The sequence below is a fragment of the Lishizhenia tianjinensis genome, from assembly GCF_900116425.1.
GTDB lineage: Bacteria > Bacteroidota > Bacteroidia > Flavobacteriales_D > Crocinitomicaceae > Lishizhenia > Lishizhenia tianjinensis.
The window spans coordinates 1,326,373-1,342,394 of sequence record NZ_FPAS01000001.1 but is presented as its reverse complement, the minus strand read 5'-3'; the positions used below and the strand labels follow the sequence as shown (position 1 = coordinate 1,342,394).

Below are 16,022 nucleotides of genomic sequence, written 5' to 3'. Positions count from 1 at the left end.
TATTTTAATGGAGAACTGTTGAAAGGTTACAAGTTTTGAATCTAACTATATTTACCTCCTTGAAATTTAAGAAATGAGTTATAGAGATCTATTTATTGTTTTAATACGAGCATTTGCAGCTTATCAATTACTTTTTGCTGTATTAAATTGCATAGAATTGCTTAACAATTACTTTTTTGATGTGAACATGGCAGTGGATATAAAAGAAGGAGCTTTGGTAGCAATTTTAGTGAGTCTTGGTTTTTTATTCTTCCTAATTTATAAGACTACTTGGTTGGTTGATTTTCTGAAATTAGACAAAGGTTTTGAATCTCCTCGTATAAATCTGAAAAACATTAATTCAGGAAATATCGCAGTGATAATTATTTTTTTCGTTGGAGCATCCTTAGTTATAAAGAGCCTCGTTCATTTTATCATCTCTATTTTCATTTATCTAGATAAAGGTGGTATTCGATTTTTAAGTAATGATTTAAACCACCTTATTTACCTTTTTATTGGGGTGATATTGATCTTAAAAAAGAACTGGATGGCCAATTTGTTTGTTCAGGAAAAGATTTAAAACTCTCCTAAGGGGATATGCTTAAAGGAAAATCCTTTTTCATCATACACTTTTTCGAAAAGATGAGGGTAGTACCTATACATTTCTTGGTTCATTAATTTTAAGGGAACATCGGCAAAGCTACCGTGAAATTTGGTGTATTCCATAAATTTTTCTTCTCCTACAAAGGCTTGAAGTAAAGCGTCTTTTTCTCCGTCAAAGTCCAAAGGTTCTACTTTGGCAATTCTACAAACGCGCTGGTCAAAAGTTGGACTACACTTCACCCATTTATCATCTATAAACATTTCCACAAAACCATGAAAAACTATTTCTTCGTGCTGTAGGTAGTGCATGAGTTTTTCCACGCCTATATGATTGATCACATTGGCATAACCCAATTTAGTAGGAATACCTAGGGCTCTCGCACCTGCTGCCATAACGATACATTTCTCCACACACCACGCTCTTTTTTTAGACAGAATTGTACTTGCCTTTAAAGCCTGGGCTGTGAGGTCCAAATGATAAGGATCATACAAGAAAGCATCCCTTACCTTATAATAAAGCGCTATGGCTTTATCTTTTGCATTGTCTATGTCTTTTAAGGGAGCAATAAACGCTTTAAGTGTATCATCTTCAAAATCTAAATAGGATGTAGGAGCTAAATATTCTTGCATGTTTACATTTCAATGAGTACAAATATAGAAGACTTCCTCTGAAGTTTGTAGGATAAAAAAGTAGAGAACTTCCTCTAGGTTACCTTTTCTTTTTTAATACATTTAGCTTTCACCTTGGTAGTAAACACCTATTATTTTTGAATGCACAGATGGCGCTAAAAATAGACACACAAAAACTCAATACAGTATCGCCCAAAGATACCCTTACCTTTTTAAGCAAAATTCGCTTAGGAATATTTGGGAAACAAAAGCCGGATGGATTTACGCGTATTGTTTTCTTTCTTAATGTTTTGGGTTTCTTCATCTTTATTTGTTGGGCTGCGATAAGTTATGTGGCCATCGCTTTGAACGATTTAATACAAAAGAGTAAACAAATCAGTGTAGAAGAAATAGTAATTAAAAGAGGAGAGGAGCTTGGTTTTGAAAAAGGAGAAGTCTTTTTAGAAAATTTCAAACAGTTTCAATTCCTAGATATTTTCATTTGGTTAGCACTATTCTGTGGTTTGGTGTTTCTCTACCGTAAAAAATCTATTTACGCCCTCTTTTATTTTGGAGCTTTTATTCTCCATTTTTTATTGATGTTTTATTTGTTGGGTATGGATTATATTTTTCAGGATATATCCATGTTTGATAAAATTGCATACGCTGTAATGCTCCTTCCTACTTTACTTTATTTCTTCCTGCTAAAAAAGGAAAAAACAGACGAAATTAATTATGATGAATAGTTTAAAACAGTTCCCTCTTTTTGGATTAGGTACCTATAAATTGTTGGGAGATGAATGCACAAAGGCCGTAGAGTTTGCCCTAGAAAACGAGATTACCCTGATAGATACTGCCTCTTTTTATGGAAATGAAACGGAAATTGGTAAAGCCTTGGCGAATACAAGTATAGACCGCGATGCATACAATGTTGTTACTAAAATTTGGACAGATGAAATGCGCGAAGGCAATGTAGAAAAGGCCTTAATGCAAAGTTTGAAAAAATTGCAGCTAGAGTATTTGGATGCCTATCTGGTTCATTGGCCCGTGGTAGATAAATGGGAAAAAGCTTTTGAACAGATGTTGCGCTTTCAAGAAGAAGGTGTTATTCGCAAAGTGGGTGTGTGCAATTTCAATATAGAACATTTGGAAAAGGTGAAACAAGAGTTTGATGTTTATCCTTTTTTAAATCAAGTAGAGATGCACATGCAGTTTCAACAGAATGAAATGCAGGAGTTTTGTAAAGAACAAGGAATCCTGGCGCAAGCATGGCGACCATTAATGAATGGAACAATTGGTGAGGTTGAGGTGTTAAAAGAAATAGGAGGGAAATATAACAAGTCGCCTTTCCAAGTAATTTTAAGATACTTTACCCAAAAAGGAGTAGGTGTAATACCTAAATCGAGTAAATCGGAAAGAATTTTAGAAAATTCATCTCTTTTTGATTTTAATTTATCTGAAGATGAGTTACTTGAAATAGCTGCGTTAAATAAGGATGCACGCACAGGGCCCGATCCTTTGACCTTCGATTTTTAACATATCTTAAGAGAACAATTTACCCGTGAAGTTGTTACCTTGGTAAATAAATTGTATTTTTGTAAGGAAATTTAGATTTAGTCGTCTAAATAACGATAAGAATTAAAAGAAGTAGCGATGACAACAGAATTAACAAAATTATGGCATATAGATTCAATCAACTTGTTTGAGGGAATTTCGTTTGAGGATAAAAAGAAAATTGAGCAGCTTACTTCGACTAGAAAATTGAATAAAGGAGAATATGTTTTCTTCCCAGATGATTCATCAGGAGATATTTATTTTTTAGCCAGTGGTAGAATTAAGCTTGGAAAGCATTCTTCTAACGGTAAAGAAAATATCAAGGCGATTATCTACGAAGGAGAGATGTTCGGAGAATTGAGTTTACTAGAGAAAAATCCTTCTTCAAAAAGAGAAGACTTTGCCATGGCAATGGACGAAGATTCTATCGTTTGTACGATCTCTCAAGATAACATGCAAATGTTATTAAAAGAGCACCCAGTTTTAAATGAGAAAGTAATGAAACAAGTTACCAAACGTTTAAAACGTACAGAGAAAAGAATGGAATCTTTAATGTTCAAAGATGCCAGAACCAGATTAGTAGATTTCATCAAAGAGTTAGCAGCAGATTTAGGAAAACCTGTTGGACACGAAATCTTGGTAAAACACAAATTAACGCATCAAGAGATAGCGAGCATTACAGCGATATCAAGACAAAAGGTAACTACCTTATTGAATGAATTGAAAAACGAGGATAAAATTCACTTAGAAAGAAAATCACTTTTAATTAGAGACCTTTCTGATTTGAAATAAGAAAAATATTCTCAACAACTTATTACCTTTGCATCCATGATGCAAAGGTTTTTTTTTGAAATTTCCTACAACGGAACCCCTTACTTTGGTTGGCAAGTTCAGCCTAAACAAGTGAGTGTTCAAGAAACGCTAGAAAACGCGCTTACAAAGCTAAACAGTAAACAGCATGTGAAAGTAGTGGGCTGCGGAAGAACAGATACAGGAGTTCACGCGCATCATTATATTTTTCATGCAGATCTTCCCCAACATTTTAAAGATGTAGAGCAATTGAAATACAAGCTCAATAAAATGTTACCCCCCTCCATTGCTATACACAATATCTTTCCTGTAAAGGATGAAGCACACGCGCGTTTTGGAGCCACCAATAGAACCTACAGGTATTTCATCCGCCAAGAAAAAAATCCTTTTGAAGTACAGACCTCAACTTATTTTCCCAAGGAATTAGATCTAGAAGCTATGAACAAGGGAGCTCAATATTTGTTGGGAAGAAAAGACTTTACTTCTTTATCCAAATTACATACAGATGTTAAGACCAATATATGCGACGTAAGAAAAGCGCATTGGTTCAGACAAGAGAATGGAATGTTGGTATTTGAAATAAGTGCCGACAGGTTTCTTCGCAACATGGTAAGAGCTACCGTTGGTACTTTATTAGATGTTGGATTGGGAAAAATAAAAGCTTCAGATATTCCTGCCATTTTGGAGGCAAAAGACAGGGGAGAGGCCAAAATTTCTGCACCAGCTGATGGCTTGTACTTGTGGAAGATAGAGTACGATTGGGAGCAAATAAAATTATAATATATACGCTTTATAATTAATAGTTGCCTTTCATCCTTTCGTCTTCCCTGCATAAGAAAAATAAGGAGTAGATTTATACAAAATTTAAGAAATGAAAAAAGGCCACGCTTTATTTTTACTGGCATTCTTACTGGGAATGACAAGTTTTTCTTTTGCCCAAAAATTCACCATTTCAGGTAGTATAACTGATGCTTCAAATGGTGAAGATCTTTTCGGAGCGAGTGTTATCGTTAAAGAACTTGAAAACACCGGTGCTTCTACCAACGTTTACGGCTTTTACTCTTTGAGTCTCCCTCAAGGAAATTACACCTTAATTTATAGAGCGCAGGGTTACGATGCCGTGTTAAAGGAGATAGCATTAGACAGTAACCTGACCATAAACGTGCAATTAGCAGTTCCTTCAGAAGTTCAAGAAATGGAGGAGGTTGTCATTCAGGCAGAGCGCGATAATGCCAATGTAACCGGAGCGCAAATGAATGTAACAACTTTGGACCCTAAGGATATAGAAACCTTACCCGTGTTATTTGGTGAAAAAGATGTAATGAAAACTTTGCAGTTGACCCCTGGTGTTAAAGGTGCCGGTGAAGGAAATGCAGGTTTTTACGTACGTGGAGGAGGAACGGATCAAAACTTGATTTTACTCGATGAATCTACAGTTTACAACGCTTCTCACTTGTTAGGTTTTTTCTCTGTATTTAATTCAGATGCAATTAAGGATGTCTCACTTTACAAAGCGGGAATACCTGCCAAATATGGAGGAAGAGCTTCTTCTGTAATGGATGTTGTGATGCGTGATGGAAACAACAAAAAGTTTCAGGCCAGTGGTGGTTTGGGGTTAATTTCTTCGCGTTTAACACTTGAAGCTCCTATAGTAAAGGAGAAAGGTTCGTTCATTGTATCGGGTAGAAGAAGTTATTTGGATATGTTTTTGAAATTATCTAATGACCCACAAATCAATTCTACATCACTTTACTTTTACGATTTAAACGCGAAAGCAAACTATAAAATCAACGATAAAAACAGGGTCTTCTTATCTGGGTATTTTGGTAAGGATGTTTTTGGATTTGCCAAAGAATTTGGTTTTGATTGGGGAAATGCCACAGGTACGATGCGTTGGAATCATGTGGTAAATGACAAGTTGTTTTCTAATACCTCTTTAGTCTTCTCTAATTTTAATTACCAATTTACCATAGGTCAAGGCGATGAAAGTTTTGGGGTAGTTTCCTCTATACAAGACTATAATTTAAAGCAAGATTTTTCTTATTTCATAAATAAGAACAATACCATGATGTTCGGGTTTAACGCCATGCATCACACCTTTAAACCAGGAAGACTAGAAGCGTCTACGGATGATTTTGGTTTTAATCAAATTGAATTAGACCCGAGAAAGGCCTTAGAGATAGGAGTGTACGTGCAAAATGAACAAAAAATTGGAAACCGCTGGTCGCTCATGTATGGTCTGCGCTACTCTGGATTTAACCTAATTGGTGCTGGAACAGCCTATGAATTTGATGAGGTTGGAGATTTAATAGGTCAAAGGCAATATAAAAGTGGAGAGTCTATGGCTTACCATCAAGGGTTGGAACCGCGTTTTTCGGCAAGTTTCATTTTAACAGAAAGCAATTCTATCAAATTTGGATACAACAGAAATTTCCAATACATCCACCAATTAAGTAATGCAACTACAAGCTCTCCAACGGATGTGTATGTTCCTTCTTCTAACAATGTTAAGCCTCAAATTGCCGATCAAGTTGCCTTGGGGTACTACCATAATTTCAGAAAAAACATGTACCAAACTTCAGTGGAAACCTACTACAAAGCTTTGGGCAATCAAATTGATTATAGACCTGGAGCGAGTTTGATTTTTAATGAATTGGTAGAGGGTGAATTAGTCTACGGAGACGGTCAAGCATACGGTGTTGAATTCCAATTGAAAAAAGTAAAAGGGAAATTCACCGGTTGGATAAGTTATACGCTTTCAAGATCATTGCGCCAGTTTGATGATATTAACAACGGAAAGAAATTCTCAGCACGTCAAGATAGAATTCATGACATATCTATAGTGATGATGTACAAACTAAACGATAAGATAGCCTTAAGTGGTAGTTTTGTTTACTATACCGGAGATGCAGTAACTTTCCCTTATGCTAAATATGAAATTGAGGGTTACACTGTAGGTTATTACGAGGAGAGGAACTCTTACCGCATGCCTGATTACCACAGGTTAGATTTAGGTTTAACATGGTATTTTAAAGAAAGAAAGAAGTTTGATCACAACTTAAATATATCTGTATACAATGTGTACAATAGAGAGAATGCCTACGCCATTACTTTTAGAGAAAATGCAGACACCGGAGCAACTGAAGCAGTGCAAACAACTTTGTTCAAAATAGTTCCAGCAGTTACTTACAATTTTAAATTCAAATAAGATGAAAGGATTAATAGCATTAGGAGGTTTAGTAATGATCTTTACTTCTTGTCAAAAAGTAATAGACGTAAATTTGAATGAAGCGGCACCTCAGGTGGTCATAGAAAGTAATTACTATGCTTCTGGAGATAGCGTAGTGGCTAAATTGAGCTATACTTCCAATTATTTCTCCAATGAAGATTCTGAAAAAATAGCCAACGCTAGTGTAAGTATTACTGACCCACAAGGTGTGGTAACTGTTTTGAATAATGCAGGTAATGGGAGATACGATTTATTCAATTATACACCCCAATTTAACGGTAACTATAGTTTAGAAGTGCAATTTGATGGGACGACCTATTCGGCGACTTCATTTTTAAATGATCCTACACCTTTAGATTCTTTGCCTTATCAGTTTATTCCACAAAGCTTGTTTGGAGATTCGGGCTATGTCGTAAGTATGGCCATAACAGATCCTGTAGATGAAGCGAATTACTGGAGGGCGATAAGGATTTCAAGTGACACGGTAAACGATCATGAGGATGAAATCTTTTTGTTTGATGATGAGTTTGTCAACGGAAATGTCTTCCAAATACCATTCTTTGCCGATAGATATGACGTGGGAGATACTATCTTTGTAGAGTTGCGAAGTTTGGACAGAGTTACCTATGATTACTATACAGAATTAATTTCTGTGTTAGGTGGAAATTCAGCAGCTCCAACCAATCCAACAAATAATTGGAACAACAACGCATTAGGTTATTTTGCGGCTTGGGGTAGGGATACCTTGATTATAGTAATTGAAGAATAGAAATGAATCAGTTTAAGGATTTTCCGGAAGAAAGTAGAGTTTGGTTGTATCAAAGCAATAGAGCCTTAAGTGCTACGGAGGTAAATTATGTCGACGAAAAGTTGAAGGCTTTTACCAAAGAATGGGCCGCGCACGGTAAACAATTGTGGGCAACGGCTGCTATTGTAAATCCTTATTTTATTGCAGTTGTTGTAGACGAAAGCATTACTCCGCCAAGTGGATGTTCTATAGATGCTTCCGTGAAGTTTATTAAAGAGCTAGGGGCAGAACTAGAGGTAGATTTCTTTACACGTATGCAATTGACTGTGGAAGAAGAGGGGAAATTGAAGCAGATTCCTTTCCATGATTTATCAACAATGGAGGGAGTTGGAGATCTTTTAATTTACGATACGCTAATAGATAGTTTAAAGCAATTGCGCGGACAATGGCCGCTTCCTGTGAAAGAAAGTAGTCTAAAACAACTGGTGGAAAACTAGTGGTGTTTTAATTTAGATTTATTCTTAATAAATAAGGGAAGTGTTTATATTTGCAGCATGAATGTTTTAATCGCAGATAACAATGATTTGATCCGTGTGGGCTTGCAAACGGTGCTTGCTTCAACGGTTGGAATTCAAGTAGTAGCTGAGGCTTCTTCTAATGAGCAGTTGTTAGAGCGTGTAAAGGCTTTTGATATAGATGTTATCCTTATCGATTATACTTCTCCTAACTTTTCTATAGATGTTATTCCTCAAGTTTTAAATGAAAAAAATCATTTGAAGTTTGTAGCGATTACTCCAGATCAAAGCGCGCATACCGTAGTTCATGCTTTGCGTTCAGGTGTTATGTCGCATATTAAAAAAGATTGTGATTTAACAGAGATCATTAATTCTGTGCAAGAAACAGGAATAGGGAATCAATTCTTCTGCGGTCAAATTCTAGAGACCATACAAAAAGCAAACATAGATGTAGAGGATATGAACCTCGAGAATTTCTCTTGTGAACCGGTTATTTTATCGGAAAGGGAATTGGAAATCATCGTGAAAATTGCAGAAGGTTTTACCAATGCGCAAATAGCAGATATGCTACATTTAAGTACGCATACCATCAATACGCACCGTAAAAATATCATGGCAAAGTTAGGGGTTAAGAATACTGCGGGTATAGTCATGTACGCTGTGAAATCAGACTTGGTGAGTCCGAATAAATTCTTGTTTGCCTCAGACAATTAATCACCACAAATCGCTTAAGTCAACATCCTTAATATATTCACTCAGTATTTGCTGATTACTTTGAATTTCTATCCATTGTACTTGGTTAAGGGAGATGATTTGCCATAATTCTACGTAGTAACCATTATAGATAAAAAGGTATACTCTATGACTAGGCGTGGTTCGCACCCCCACATAATCACCTGCAGATTTAAGCAGCTTGTAGCGCTCTTCCAACCTCAATTTTCTAAATTCTTTCTCGCTGTACATAACACTAACAACAATTTATAAATAAATTTTTGAACCCTTTTCACTTAGAGTTGTACTTTTAGATGTGATGAGGAATTTTATTTACATAGTGACCGTTTTTTGCTTTTGCTTTGCTGCTTTCTCTCAGCAAAATGAAGAGAAGTTTAAAAACAATACAACGATTTCCAATAGGTTGGAAAAGAATGAAGTGGAGGCGGATGAAGAGCTTGAGTCGAACCAGGCAGTTGGTTTGGAAGGAAGTGAACTCCAAGCTTTTGAAAGTGCAAAAAACGAATTTAAATTTCAGTATCAACTACTACATAAACAAGCGGCAAAGAAGTCATTCTCTTCAGAAGAACAAAAGGTATTGAACCAGCAATTGGCGGTAATGGGCGAGTATGGGAAGTCAACTTTTGAATATAATTTCTTCACCTATTTGGCCGGAAATTACGATACAGCTAATTTTCAATTTTTAGAAAAAGCAGCTTTTTTAGCTCCGAACAATCCTGAGGTATGGGAAGAAATGCTGGCCTATTATCATATCATAGGAAACACGGCGAAAGAAAATGAATTCTTAAAGTTACTTGAAAAGAAGAATGTTTACGATGCATCTCTTTTGGCGTATGCTGAAGATGTTTTAATTTCTGCTCAAGGTGGAATACTATTGACACATGGAGAGAAAGATACCTATCCTTTACTTCTCGCAAAGAAAAAATTAGGCCTAGAAGCAGAGATCATCAATATAGATTTTTTAACCAGCAAAACCTATAGGGAAGCATTGGCGCAAAAGAATTTCGTTTTACCAGAGGGGGCTTTTGTCAATACGGTTTACGTAAAAATGTTTTTAAGCTTAAATAAGGAACGACAACTTCAAGTGGCTATGACTTTACCCAGTGATTACCTGTCCTTGCTGGATCAGCAGCTCTCTACAAAAGGACTCACCTACAGCTATGCACAGCCTTTGAATGTAAAAGAGAATGAAAAAATATGGAAATCACTTTATAAAAGCATCTTAAGTAAGGAGGATCAAATGGCGCAGCGTTTGAGCGCGAATTATATACCCTTGTTAAAGGTACTCTACAAGGCTGAAAAGAATCTAAGCGCAAAAGAAGCTTACAAACAAAAAGTAGAAGCCATCCTCCAAGGAATTAATAGAGAAGATCAATTGAACAAATTGCTGGAGATAGAAGAATGAAGTTGTTTAAAAAAGACTACAGTGCATTGAGTGATGAGGAGCTCGTTGTATGGATGGCCAAAGGTAAAAAGCTTGCCTTTGATCATTTGTATGAACGCTATGCTGCGGCTATGCACTACTTTTTTCAACAAAAACTTAAAAAAGACAAAGAGAAAGCGGAGGACTTTGTTCATGATTTGTTTGCTAAGCTCATTCAAAAACCAGAGTCATTTGATAGTTCAAGAATTTTCAAAACTTGGTTGTATTCGGTGGCCAATAACATGGTGAAAAATGAATACAAAAAAATGCAAGTAAGGTCTAATACTCAAAATGGATTAGAGGAAGATTTTGGAATAACGGATGATAGTAGAGGAAGTTTAGAGATCCTTCACTGGCAAAATTTTGAGGAAAAACTAGAAGGAGTTATAGAAGAGTTGGATATAAAGCACAGCGAAGTGTTTCAGTTGCGCCATTTGCAAGAAATGAGTATCAAGGAAATAGCCGAAGTGTTGGTGATTAATGAGGGAACCGTGAAATCTAGGTTGTTTCATGCGCATAAAAAGGTGGCAGAACGCATGAGGGAGTTTGATCCTAAAAATAGGAGGTAAGGAATGAAAGAAGAATTAGATCATATTATTAAACATAAAAATTACCGTGATTTAACAGGTGATGAATTGCGTTTGCTAGAGAAGGAAGGCATCTCTAAGGATGATTTTATAGCCTTAAAATTGTTCTTCCAGCAAATGGAAATAGATAAAACTGAACGCCTGGAAAAATTGGCTCCCGTAAAAAGTAAGCTGGATGATTTGTTTGAAGCGAAGCATAAAAAAGGAGGCTTGATTTTATGGAGAATTGACAAAGCTTTCTATGCGCAACCCTTACTTCAAATTGCTGCTACAATTGTTTTAATTGTACTCTTTTACAACAATATAAGTTTAAAACAAGAGCCAACATTAGCCATGAATCAAGAGGTAGTTGAAAACAAGAACTCGGATGCTAGATCTGCCAAAAGCACCAAAAAGTTAGACCTCCAAGAAGAGATGTCCGCAAAAGATGAATCTTTATTGAAGGATGTTGAAACAGAAGGAAATCAAGAAATAGTTGAAGAAAACGCTCCGTCTGAAACGAAGGATGAAAAGCTAGTAGTTACTGGTATGGATGCTTTTGCGTCGGTTAAGGCTGCTGAGGACACGCCTGTCAAGGAAGAAGAGGTGTTGATGAATTTCGACGAAATAGCTGCTCCATCTCTTCAGAAAGCGCTTGAAGAGCCAGCGCTCAGCGCATATTCGGAGGTAGATGCAACTTCAATTGTAACTTTTAACTCTTCTACAGATGCATCAGTACCCAAAATTATAAGGGATTCAACACCAGTAGCTTTGTATTCAGTATCAAGTAGGGAGGTGATGGCTAAGAGTTATAAAAAAGAGAAAGAAGTAATGGAGGTAGTGAATTTAGAGGAGAAACAAGATGAATTTGCTATTTTGACGCCTTTATTCTAAGTTCTTGTAAATCTTTAAGTTGTTTTTTTAAGGCTTTGATTCTTTCCTTTTTACCCCCTAAACGAATGTTGATAGATGTATTGGTGTAATACCTGTGCGTATTCACTAAATAATCCAATTGGAATTTAAGCCATTCCTCATCTGTCATAGACGTGCCTTTTTCTTCCAGCTCTTTTCGAAGTCTGTTGGCAATTGTTGTATAATCAGGTCTTCCTAAATAATCATGATCGGCATCACACATTATTTTTTCCAAAAGAGTTTCGGGTTGAACCGTATATTTTGTACTCTTAACGATGTTCGATATAACTTCTATATGTCCTGCGTTGTAGCCGTAATTGGGAAGCATGGTTTGCAAAAGCTGAATGGCTATATCTTCGTTGTTGTTGTAGCGTAAAATAAATCCAGCGTCATGGAAAAGGGCCGCGGTTCTGAGTAAGACCAAATCTTCACCAACCAAACCTTCTAATTTAGCAATTCTTATGGCGCTTTTTTCTACGTTTAAGGTATGTTTAATGTCATGGTAAATGAGTTCTTCCGGCAAGCTTGTCTTTAACTTGTTGAGTATGTCTTTTCGCGCATGCTCAAAATCCATTTCCATTAGATCTGCCTTTTTGCGAATTTCTGAACAAGCAATTTTACCCTCACCATATAAACTGTATTCCGTTTTAATCGTTTCAAGGGTATACATGTCTAAAGAACCACCATATTTCATTGGTATTTCCCCACGGTGAGTAAGGTTGAAGTAATCACAGATTTTCTCGGCAATTACTTTGGTAATGTTAATGGTATTGGGTTCGGCATGTTGTTCGGCACGGGCTGCAATGTTTACGGTATCTCCCCAAACATCAAAGCTTGTTTTCTTGGTGCCTATGATACCCGCTACTAAAGGACCAGAGTGAATACCCACGCGCATTTCCCAATAGGGTTCATTCATGGCTTTAGAAATGGCAATTCTTGTATTGATAAAATCGCGCATTTCTATTGCTGCTAAACTAGCTCTAATCGCCGGGTGCTGATTACTTTCTGTAACCCCTGCTAAAGCCATGTAAGCGTCTCCTATCGTTTTAATTTTTTCGAGTTTGTAACGTTCAACGATTTCGTCAAACTTGGTAAAGTAGGTTTCTAATTGTTTTACCAATTCCAAAGGAAGCATGTCCTTAGAAATTTTTGTAAATCCTACAAAGTCAGTAAAAAGAACGGTTCCATCGTCTATTCTTCGCGGCGAAAATTTACCGTAGGTATTTAAATCATTTAAAACATTTTCTGGAAGAATATTCGAAAGCAATTGGTTGATTCGAAGGTCTTTAAAATAAAGCTTTTTTAAAACTCCAACTTTGGCTCTGGTAAGACTTCTTTTATAAGGCGTATGGATGTAATCTATGGCTCCTTGTTTGAGTCCTTTTACGAACTGGTAGCCATTAACATCTCTGGCCGAGGTGATAATTTTGTAGCTATCTATCCCCAATTTTTCTTTGGCCAATTGTTTGATAAACGCCAAACCACCAAAAGCTTCATCATCTATATTGATGATCATAATACCAAACTCTCTTCTGCGAAGTTCATCGTAAACATCTTCTGGTGATTGGGCAAAGACCAAATTATTACCATTGCCACTTAAAATGCGTTTTAAGTCAGCAATGTTTTCTTCTTTGTTATCCAGTACTAGAATGTTTATAAATCTCTCCACAATGTGAATATATCATTTTCCATCAAAATTTCCTTGTCTCTCTCAAAGATTAAGATGAAGTGATGTTAAAATTAGATGGATGTAGGGTGAAATGGGTATTAAGCATCTAGAAAATTCCTTATTTCTTAAACAGAAATAGAGGTCTTTAAGGGGCATTGATTATTTTAGCAAGGAATTAGAACTAACTATGGATAAAATTAAATTTGGTACGGATGGTTGGAGAGCCATCATAGCAGATACATATACTACCAATAATGTGGCTCGTGTGAGTTACGCAACTGCCCAATGGGTGAAAGAAAATTACGAAACTCCTCGTATAGTAATCGGACATGATTGCAGATTTGGAGGGGCTTTGTTTATGGAAACAGCAATCAAAGTTTTCATTAAAGAAGGAGTGCAGGTTATTAAGGCAGATGGATTTGTTTCTACGCCTATGATTTCATTGGCAGCCAACAGATATGAATGTGGAATTGGGGTGGTTATTACTGCTTCGCACAATCCACCAAGTTATAATGGGTACAAGCTTAAAGCAAGTTTTGGTGGACCATTGATTCCGGAGAAGGTAGCAGAAGTTGAAGCGATCATCCCAGATGAAATGCCTTATGATTACAAGGAGGTTAGTTTAGAAGGTCTCTCTGAAGATCAGTTGAGAACGGCTGATTTAGAAACAGAATATGTAGATCACGTAAAAGCCAATTTTGATATAGATGCCATTAAAAATTCTGGATTGAATTTGGCGTATGATGCCATGTATGGAGCCGGACAAAATGTATTGAAACGTATCTTCCCAGATATGCATTTCTTGCATTGTGATTACAACCCAAGTTTCATGGGACAAGCACCAGAGCCAATTGCAAAGAATTTACAGGAATTAGAGGCCTTTATCAAAGAAAGAGGAGATATAGACTCTGCTTTAGCAACAGATGGAGATGCCGATAGAATAGGATTATACAACAAAGAAGGTGAGTTTGTAGATTCTCATCACATCATTTTATTGTTGATTCACTATTTAGTGAAGCATAAAGGAATGACAGGTGAAGTGATTACCGCTTTCAGTTGTACCCCCAAAATTGAGAAACTTGCTCATCACTACGGATTAACTTCTACCACTACCAAAATTGGATTTAAATACATCGCTGGTTTAATGACCGAAAGAGATGTATTGTTAGGTGGAGAAGAGTCGGGAGGTATAGCTACCAAAGGTCACATTCCAGAAAGAGATGGTATCTGGATGGGAATGATTATTTGGGAATACATGGCCAAATCAGGTAAGTCATTGAATGAATTAATTGATGAGGTTTACGAGTTGGTTGGACCGTTTAAATTCGAAAGAAGTGATTTACATATCACGGAAGAATTGAAGCAAAGCATCATAGCGAACTGTAAAGAGAACAAATACGCATCATTCGGTGAGTATAAGGTAACGGACATTCAAACGATAGACGGATTTAAATTTTTCTTAGACAATGGAGGATGGGTAATGATACGTCCATCTGGAACTGAGCCAGTTTTACGTGTTTATGCGGAAGGTAAAGATTTGGATGAAGTTCGCCAGATGTTGAGAGTTACAGAAAAAGAAATTTTATAAGATGGCAGGGAATTCTATTGGAACACTTTTTAAACTGACCAGCTTTGGTGAATCTCACGGTGAAGGTTTGGGAGGAATTATAGACGGAATGCCGTCTGGTGTTGCAGTAGATTTGGATTTTGTTCAAGAGGAATTGGACAGAAGAAAACCAGGTCAAAGTGCTATTGTAACTCAACGTAAAGAGGGAGATCGCATAGAAATATTATCGGGCGTTTTTGAGGGTAAAACCACAGGAACGCCTTTGGCTTTTTTGATTCGCAATGAAAATCAAAAGTCAAAAGATTACAGTCACATCAAAGATACTTACCGTCCTTCACACGCAGATTATACCTACGATCAAAAATACGGTATTCGGGATTATAGAGGAGGAGGAAGGTCTAGTGCTAGAGAGACAGTGGCTCGAGTTGTAGCGGGAGCTTTTGCTAAAATGTATTTAAGGCAACAGGGCATTAACTTTAGTGCATTTGTTTGTCAAATCGGTCATTTAAAACTAGAGAAGAGTTACCAAGAGTTAGATTTAAGCTTAACCGAGACAAATAATGTTCGTTGTCCGGATCTTGATCTTGCAGCAGAGATGGAGTCTTATGTAAAAGATGTAAGAAAGGAAGGTAATACCGTTGGTGGTGCTATACAATGTGTTATACAAGGACTTCCTACAGGGTTAGGAGAACCTGTTTTTGATAAGTTACATGCCGATTTAGGTAAAGCCATGCTCTCTATCAATGCAGTGAAAGGTTTTGAATACGGCTCCGGATTTGAAGCCATAAGCATGAAGGGATCTGAACACAACGATGCATTCAATACGGATTTTTCTACCCAAAGCAATTACTCCGGAGGCATACAGGGAGGGATCTCCAATGGAGAAGATATTTATTTCAAGGTTGCCTTTAAACCGGTTGCAACCCTTATGCAGAAGCAAACAACGGTTAATGCGAAAGGAGAGGCTGTAGAAATGGAAGGAAAAGGAAGACACGATCCTTGTGTTGTTCCAAGAGCAGTTGTTATCGTAGAAGCTATGGCCGCTCTTACCATTATGGATCATTATTTACGAGCAAAGAGCTACCAGTAGGTTGACTTTCTAGCTC

Annotated in this window: 17 protein-coding genes; 14 read left to right on the top strand and 3 right to left on the bottom strand. The window is 36.8% G+C overall.

The features are described 5' to 3' along the window. Window positions 1-73: 73 nt before the first annotated feature. Window positions 74-559, top strand: a complete 486-nt coding sequence (locus BM327_RS06170) for a hypothetical protein (RefSeq protein WP_090247444.1) — start codon at window positions 74-76, stop codon at window positions 557-559. Here BM327_RS06170 and BM327_RS06165 read toward each other — a convergent pair. Continuing rightward, window positions 556-1,212, bottom strand: a complete 657-nt coding sequence (locus BM327_RS06165; RefSeq protein WP_090247443.1) for a transglutaminase-like domain-containing protein — start codon at window positions 1,210-1,212, stop codon at window positions 556-558. The two genes, BM327_RS06170 and BM327_RS06165, sit on opposite strands and share 4 nt — an antisense overlap. Window positions 1,213-1,361: 149 nt before the next feature. Between BM327_RS06165 and BM327_RS06160 the strand changes: the two genes are divergently transcribed. From BM327_RS06160 to BM327_RS06125, 8 genes are all read left to right on the top strand, one after another. Beyond that, window positions 1,362-1,937 (top strand): hypothetical protein, encoded by a 576-nt coding sequence (locus tag BM327_RS06160; RefSeq protein WP_090247442.1) that lies wholly within the window; start codon window positions 1,362-1,364, stop codon window positions 1,935-1,937. Beyond that, a complete protein-coding gene (locus BM327_RS06155) occupies window positions 1,927-2,727 on the top strand; it encodes an aldo/keto reductase (RefSeq protein ID WP_090247441.1) in 801 nt (266 codons plus the stop codon). Before BM327_RS06160 ends, BM327_RS06155 begins: the two co-directional genes overlap by 11 nt. A 117-nt stretch (window positions 2,728-2,844) precedes the next feature. After that, entirely contained in the window at window positions 2,845-3,537 is a 693-nt protein-coding gene (locus BM327_RS06150) for a Crp/Fnr family transcriptional regulator (protein WP_090247440.1), read from the top strand. Window positions 3,538-3,573: 36 nt separating this feature from the next. Continuing rightward, the gene (truA, locus tag BM327_RS06145) at window positions 3,574-4,335 is read left to right on the top strand and encodes a tRNA pseudouridine(38-40) synthase TruA (RefSeq protein WP_317614730.1); all 762 of its coding nucleotides are present in this window, start codon (window positions 3,574-3,576) and stop codon (window positions 4,333-4,335) included. 91 nt (window positions 4,336-4,426) lie between these two features. After that, on the top strand, window positions 4,427-6,763 hold the full coding sequence (locus BM327_RS06140) for a TonB-dependent receptor (protein WP_090247439.1): 2,337 nt from the start codon (window positions 4,427-4,429) through the stop codon (window positions 6,761-6,763). A 1-nt stretch (window position 6,764) separates the two neighbouring features. Beyond that, complete coding sequence (locus tag BM327_RS06135; protein ID WP_090247438.1) at window positions 6,765-7,553, top strand: DUF4249 domain-containing protein; 789 nt, start codon at window positions 6,765-6,767, stop codon at window positions 7,551-7,553. A 2-nt stretch (window positions 7,554-7,555) separates the two neighbouring features. Continuing rightward, window positions 7,556-8,029: a hypothetical protein gene (locus BM327_RS06130; RefSeq protein ID WP_090247437.1), complete on the top strand. Its 474-nt coding sequence runs from the start codon at window positions 7,556-7,558 to the stop codon at window positions 8,027-8,029. Between the two features lie 57 nt (window positions 8,030-8,086). Continuing rightward, the gene (locus BM327_RS06125) at window positions 8,087-8,761 is read left to right on the top strand and encodes a response regulator transcription factor (protein ID WP_090247436.1); all 675 of its coding nucleotides are present in this window, start codon (window positions 8,087-8,089) and stop codon (window positions 8,759-8,761) included. Here BM327_RS06125 and BM327_RS06120 read toward each other — a convergent pair whose 3' ends face one another. After that, complete coding sequence (locus BM327_RS06120; RefSeq protein WP_090247435.1) at window positions 8,762-9,010, bottom strand: hypothetical protein; 249 nt, start codon at window positions 9,008-9,010, stop codon at window positions 8,762-8,764. Between the two features lie 67 nt (window positions 9,011-9,077). Here BM327_RS06120 and BM327_RS06115 point away from each other — a divergent pair, with 67 nt between their 5' ends. Genes BM327_RS06115 through BM327_RS06105 form a run of 3 tightly spaced genes read left to right on the top strand, consistent with a single transcriptional unit; the run spans window position 9,078 to window position 11,662 of the window. After that, window positions 9,078-10,184, top strand: coding sequence for a hypothetical protein (locus BM327_RS06115; RefSeq protein WP_090247434.1), 1,107 nt, complete (start codon window positions 9,078-9,080; stop codon window positions 10,182-10,184). Beyond that, entirely contained in the window at window positions 10,181-10,771 is a 591-nt protein-coding gene (locus BM327_RS06110) for an RNA polymerase sigma factor (protein WP_090247433.1), read from the top strand. Before BM327_RS06115 ends, BM327_RS06110 begins: the two co-directional genes overlap by 4 nt. Before the next feature lie 3 nt (window positions 10,772-10,774). Next, window positions 10,775-11,662 (top strand): hypothetical protein, encoded by an 888-nt coding sequence (locus BM327_RS06105; RefSeq protein ID WP_090247432.1) that lies wholly within the window; start codon window positions 10,775-10,777, stop codon window positions 11,660-11,662. Here BM327_RS06105 and BM327_RS06100 read toward each other — a convergent pair. Next, on the bottom strand, window positions 11,640-13,349 hold the full coding sequence (locus BM327_RS06100) for an adenylate/guanylate cyclase domain-containing protein (protein WP_090247431.1): 1,710 nt from the start codon (window positions 13,347-13,349) through the stop codon (window positions 11,640-11,642). The genes BM327_RS06105 and BM327_RS06100 overlap by 23 nt on opposite strands. 187 nt (window positions 13,350-13,536) lie before the next feature. On the opposite strand from BM327_RS06100, the gene BM327_RS06095 reads away from it, so the two are divergent. Together BM327_RS06095 and aroC are read left to right on the top strand one after the other, a co-directional pair. Further along, on the top strand, window positions 13,537-14,937 hold the full coding sequence (locus BM327_RS06095; protein WP_090247430.1) for a phosphohexomutase domain-containing protein: 1,401 nt from the start codon (window positions 13,537-13,539) through the stop codon (window positions 14,935-14,937). Between the two features lies 1 nt (window position 14,938). Then, on the top strand, window positions 14,939-16,006 hold the full coding sequence (gene aroC, locus BM327_RS06090) for a chorismate synthase (protein ID WP_090247429.1): 1,068 nt from the start codon (window positions 14,939-14,941) through the stop codon (window positions 16,004-16,006). The last annotated feature ends 16 nt before the right edge of the window (window positions 16,007-16,022 follow it).

What these genes read in the sequence shown, in the direction of transcription:
- aroC (WP_090247429.1), top strand. Translation starts at nt 14,939, where the DNA reads ATGGCAGGGAATTCTATTGGAACACTTTTTAAACTGACCAGCTTTGGT.
- BM327_RS06165 (WP_090247443.1), bottom strand. Translation starts at nt 1,212, where the DNA reads ATGCAAGAATATTTAGCTCCTACATCCTATTTAGATTTTGAAGATGAT.
- BM327_RS06150 (WP_090247440.1), top strand. Translation starts at nt 2,845, where the DNA reads ATGACAACAGAATTAACAAAATTATGGCATATAGATTCAATCAACTTG.
- BM327_RS06135 (WP_090247438.1), top strand. Translation starts at nt 6,765, where the DNA reads ATGAAAGGATTAATAGCATTAGGAGGTTTAGTAATGATCTTTACTTCT.
- truA (WP_317614730.1), top strand. Translation starts at nt 3,574, where the DNA reads ATGATGCAAAGGTTTTTTTTTGAAATTTCCTACAACGGAACCCCTTAC.
- BM327_RS06155 (WP_090247441.1), top strand. Translation starts at nt 1,927, where the DNA reads ATGATGAATAGTTTAAAACAGTTCCCTCTTTTTGGATTAGGTACCTAT.
- BM327_RS06115 (WP_090247434.1), top strand. Translation starts at nt 9,078, where the DNA reads ATGAGGAATTTTATTTACATAGTGACCGTTTTTTGCTTTTGCTTTGCT.
- BM327_RS06130 (WP_090247437.1), top strand. Translation starts at nt 7,556, where the DNA reads ATGAATCAGTTTAAGGATTTTCCGGAAGAAAGTAGAGTTTGGTTGTAT.
- BM327_RS06160 (WP_090247442.1), top strand. Translation starts at nt 1,362, where the DNA reads ATGGCGCTAAAAATAGACACACAAAAACTCAATACAGTATCGCCCAAA.
- BM327_RS06110 (WP_090247433.1), top strand. Translation starts at nt 10,181, where the DNA reads ATGAAGTTGTTTAAAAAAGACTACAGTGCATTGAGTGATGAGGAGCTC.
- BM327_RS06095 (WP_090247430.1), top strand. Translation starts at nt 13,537, where the DNA reads ATGGATAAAATTAAATTTGGTACGGATGGTTGGAGAGCCATCATAGCA.
- BM327_RS06125 (WP_090247436.1), top strand. Translation starts at nt 8,087, where the DNA reads ATGAATGTTTTAATCGCAGATAACAATGATTTGATCCGTGTGGGCTTG.
- BM327_RS06105 (WP_090247432.1), top strand. Translation starts at nt 10,775, where the DNA reads ATGAAAGAAGAATTAGATCATATTATTAAACATAAAAATTACCGTGAT.
- BM327_RS06120 (WP_090247435.1), bottom strand. Translation starts at nt 9,010, where the DNA reads ATGTACAGCGAGAAAGAATTTAGAAAATTGAGGTTGGAAGAGCGCTAC.
- BM327_RS06170 (WP_090247444.1), top strand. Translation starts at nt 74, where the DNA reads ATGAGTTATAGAGATCTATTTATTGTTTTAATACGAGCATTTGCAGCT.
- BM327_RS06140 (WP_090247439.1), top strand. Translation starts at nt 4,427, where the DNA reads ATGAAAAAAGGCCACGCTTTATTTTTACTGGCATTCTTACTGGGAATG.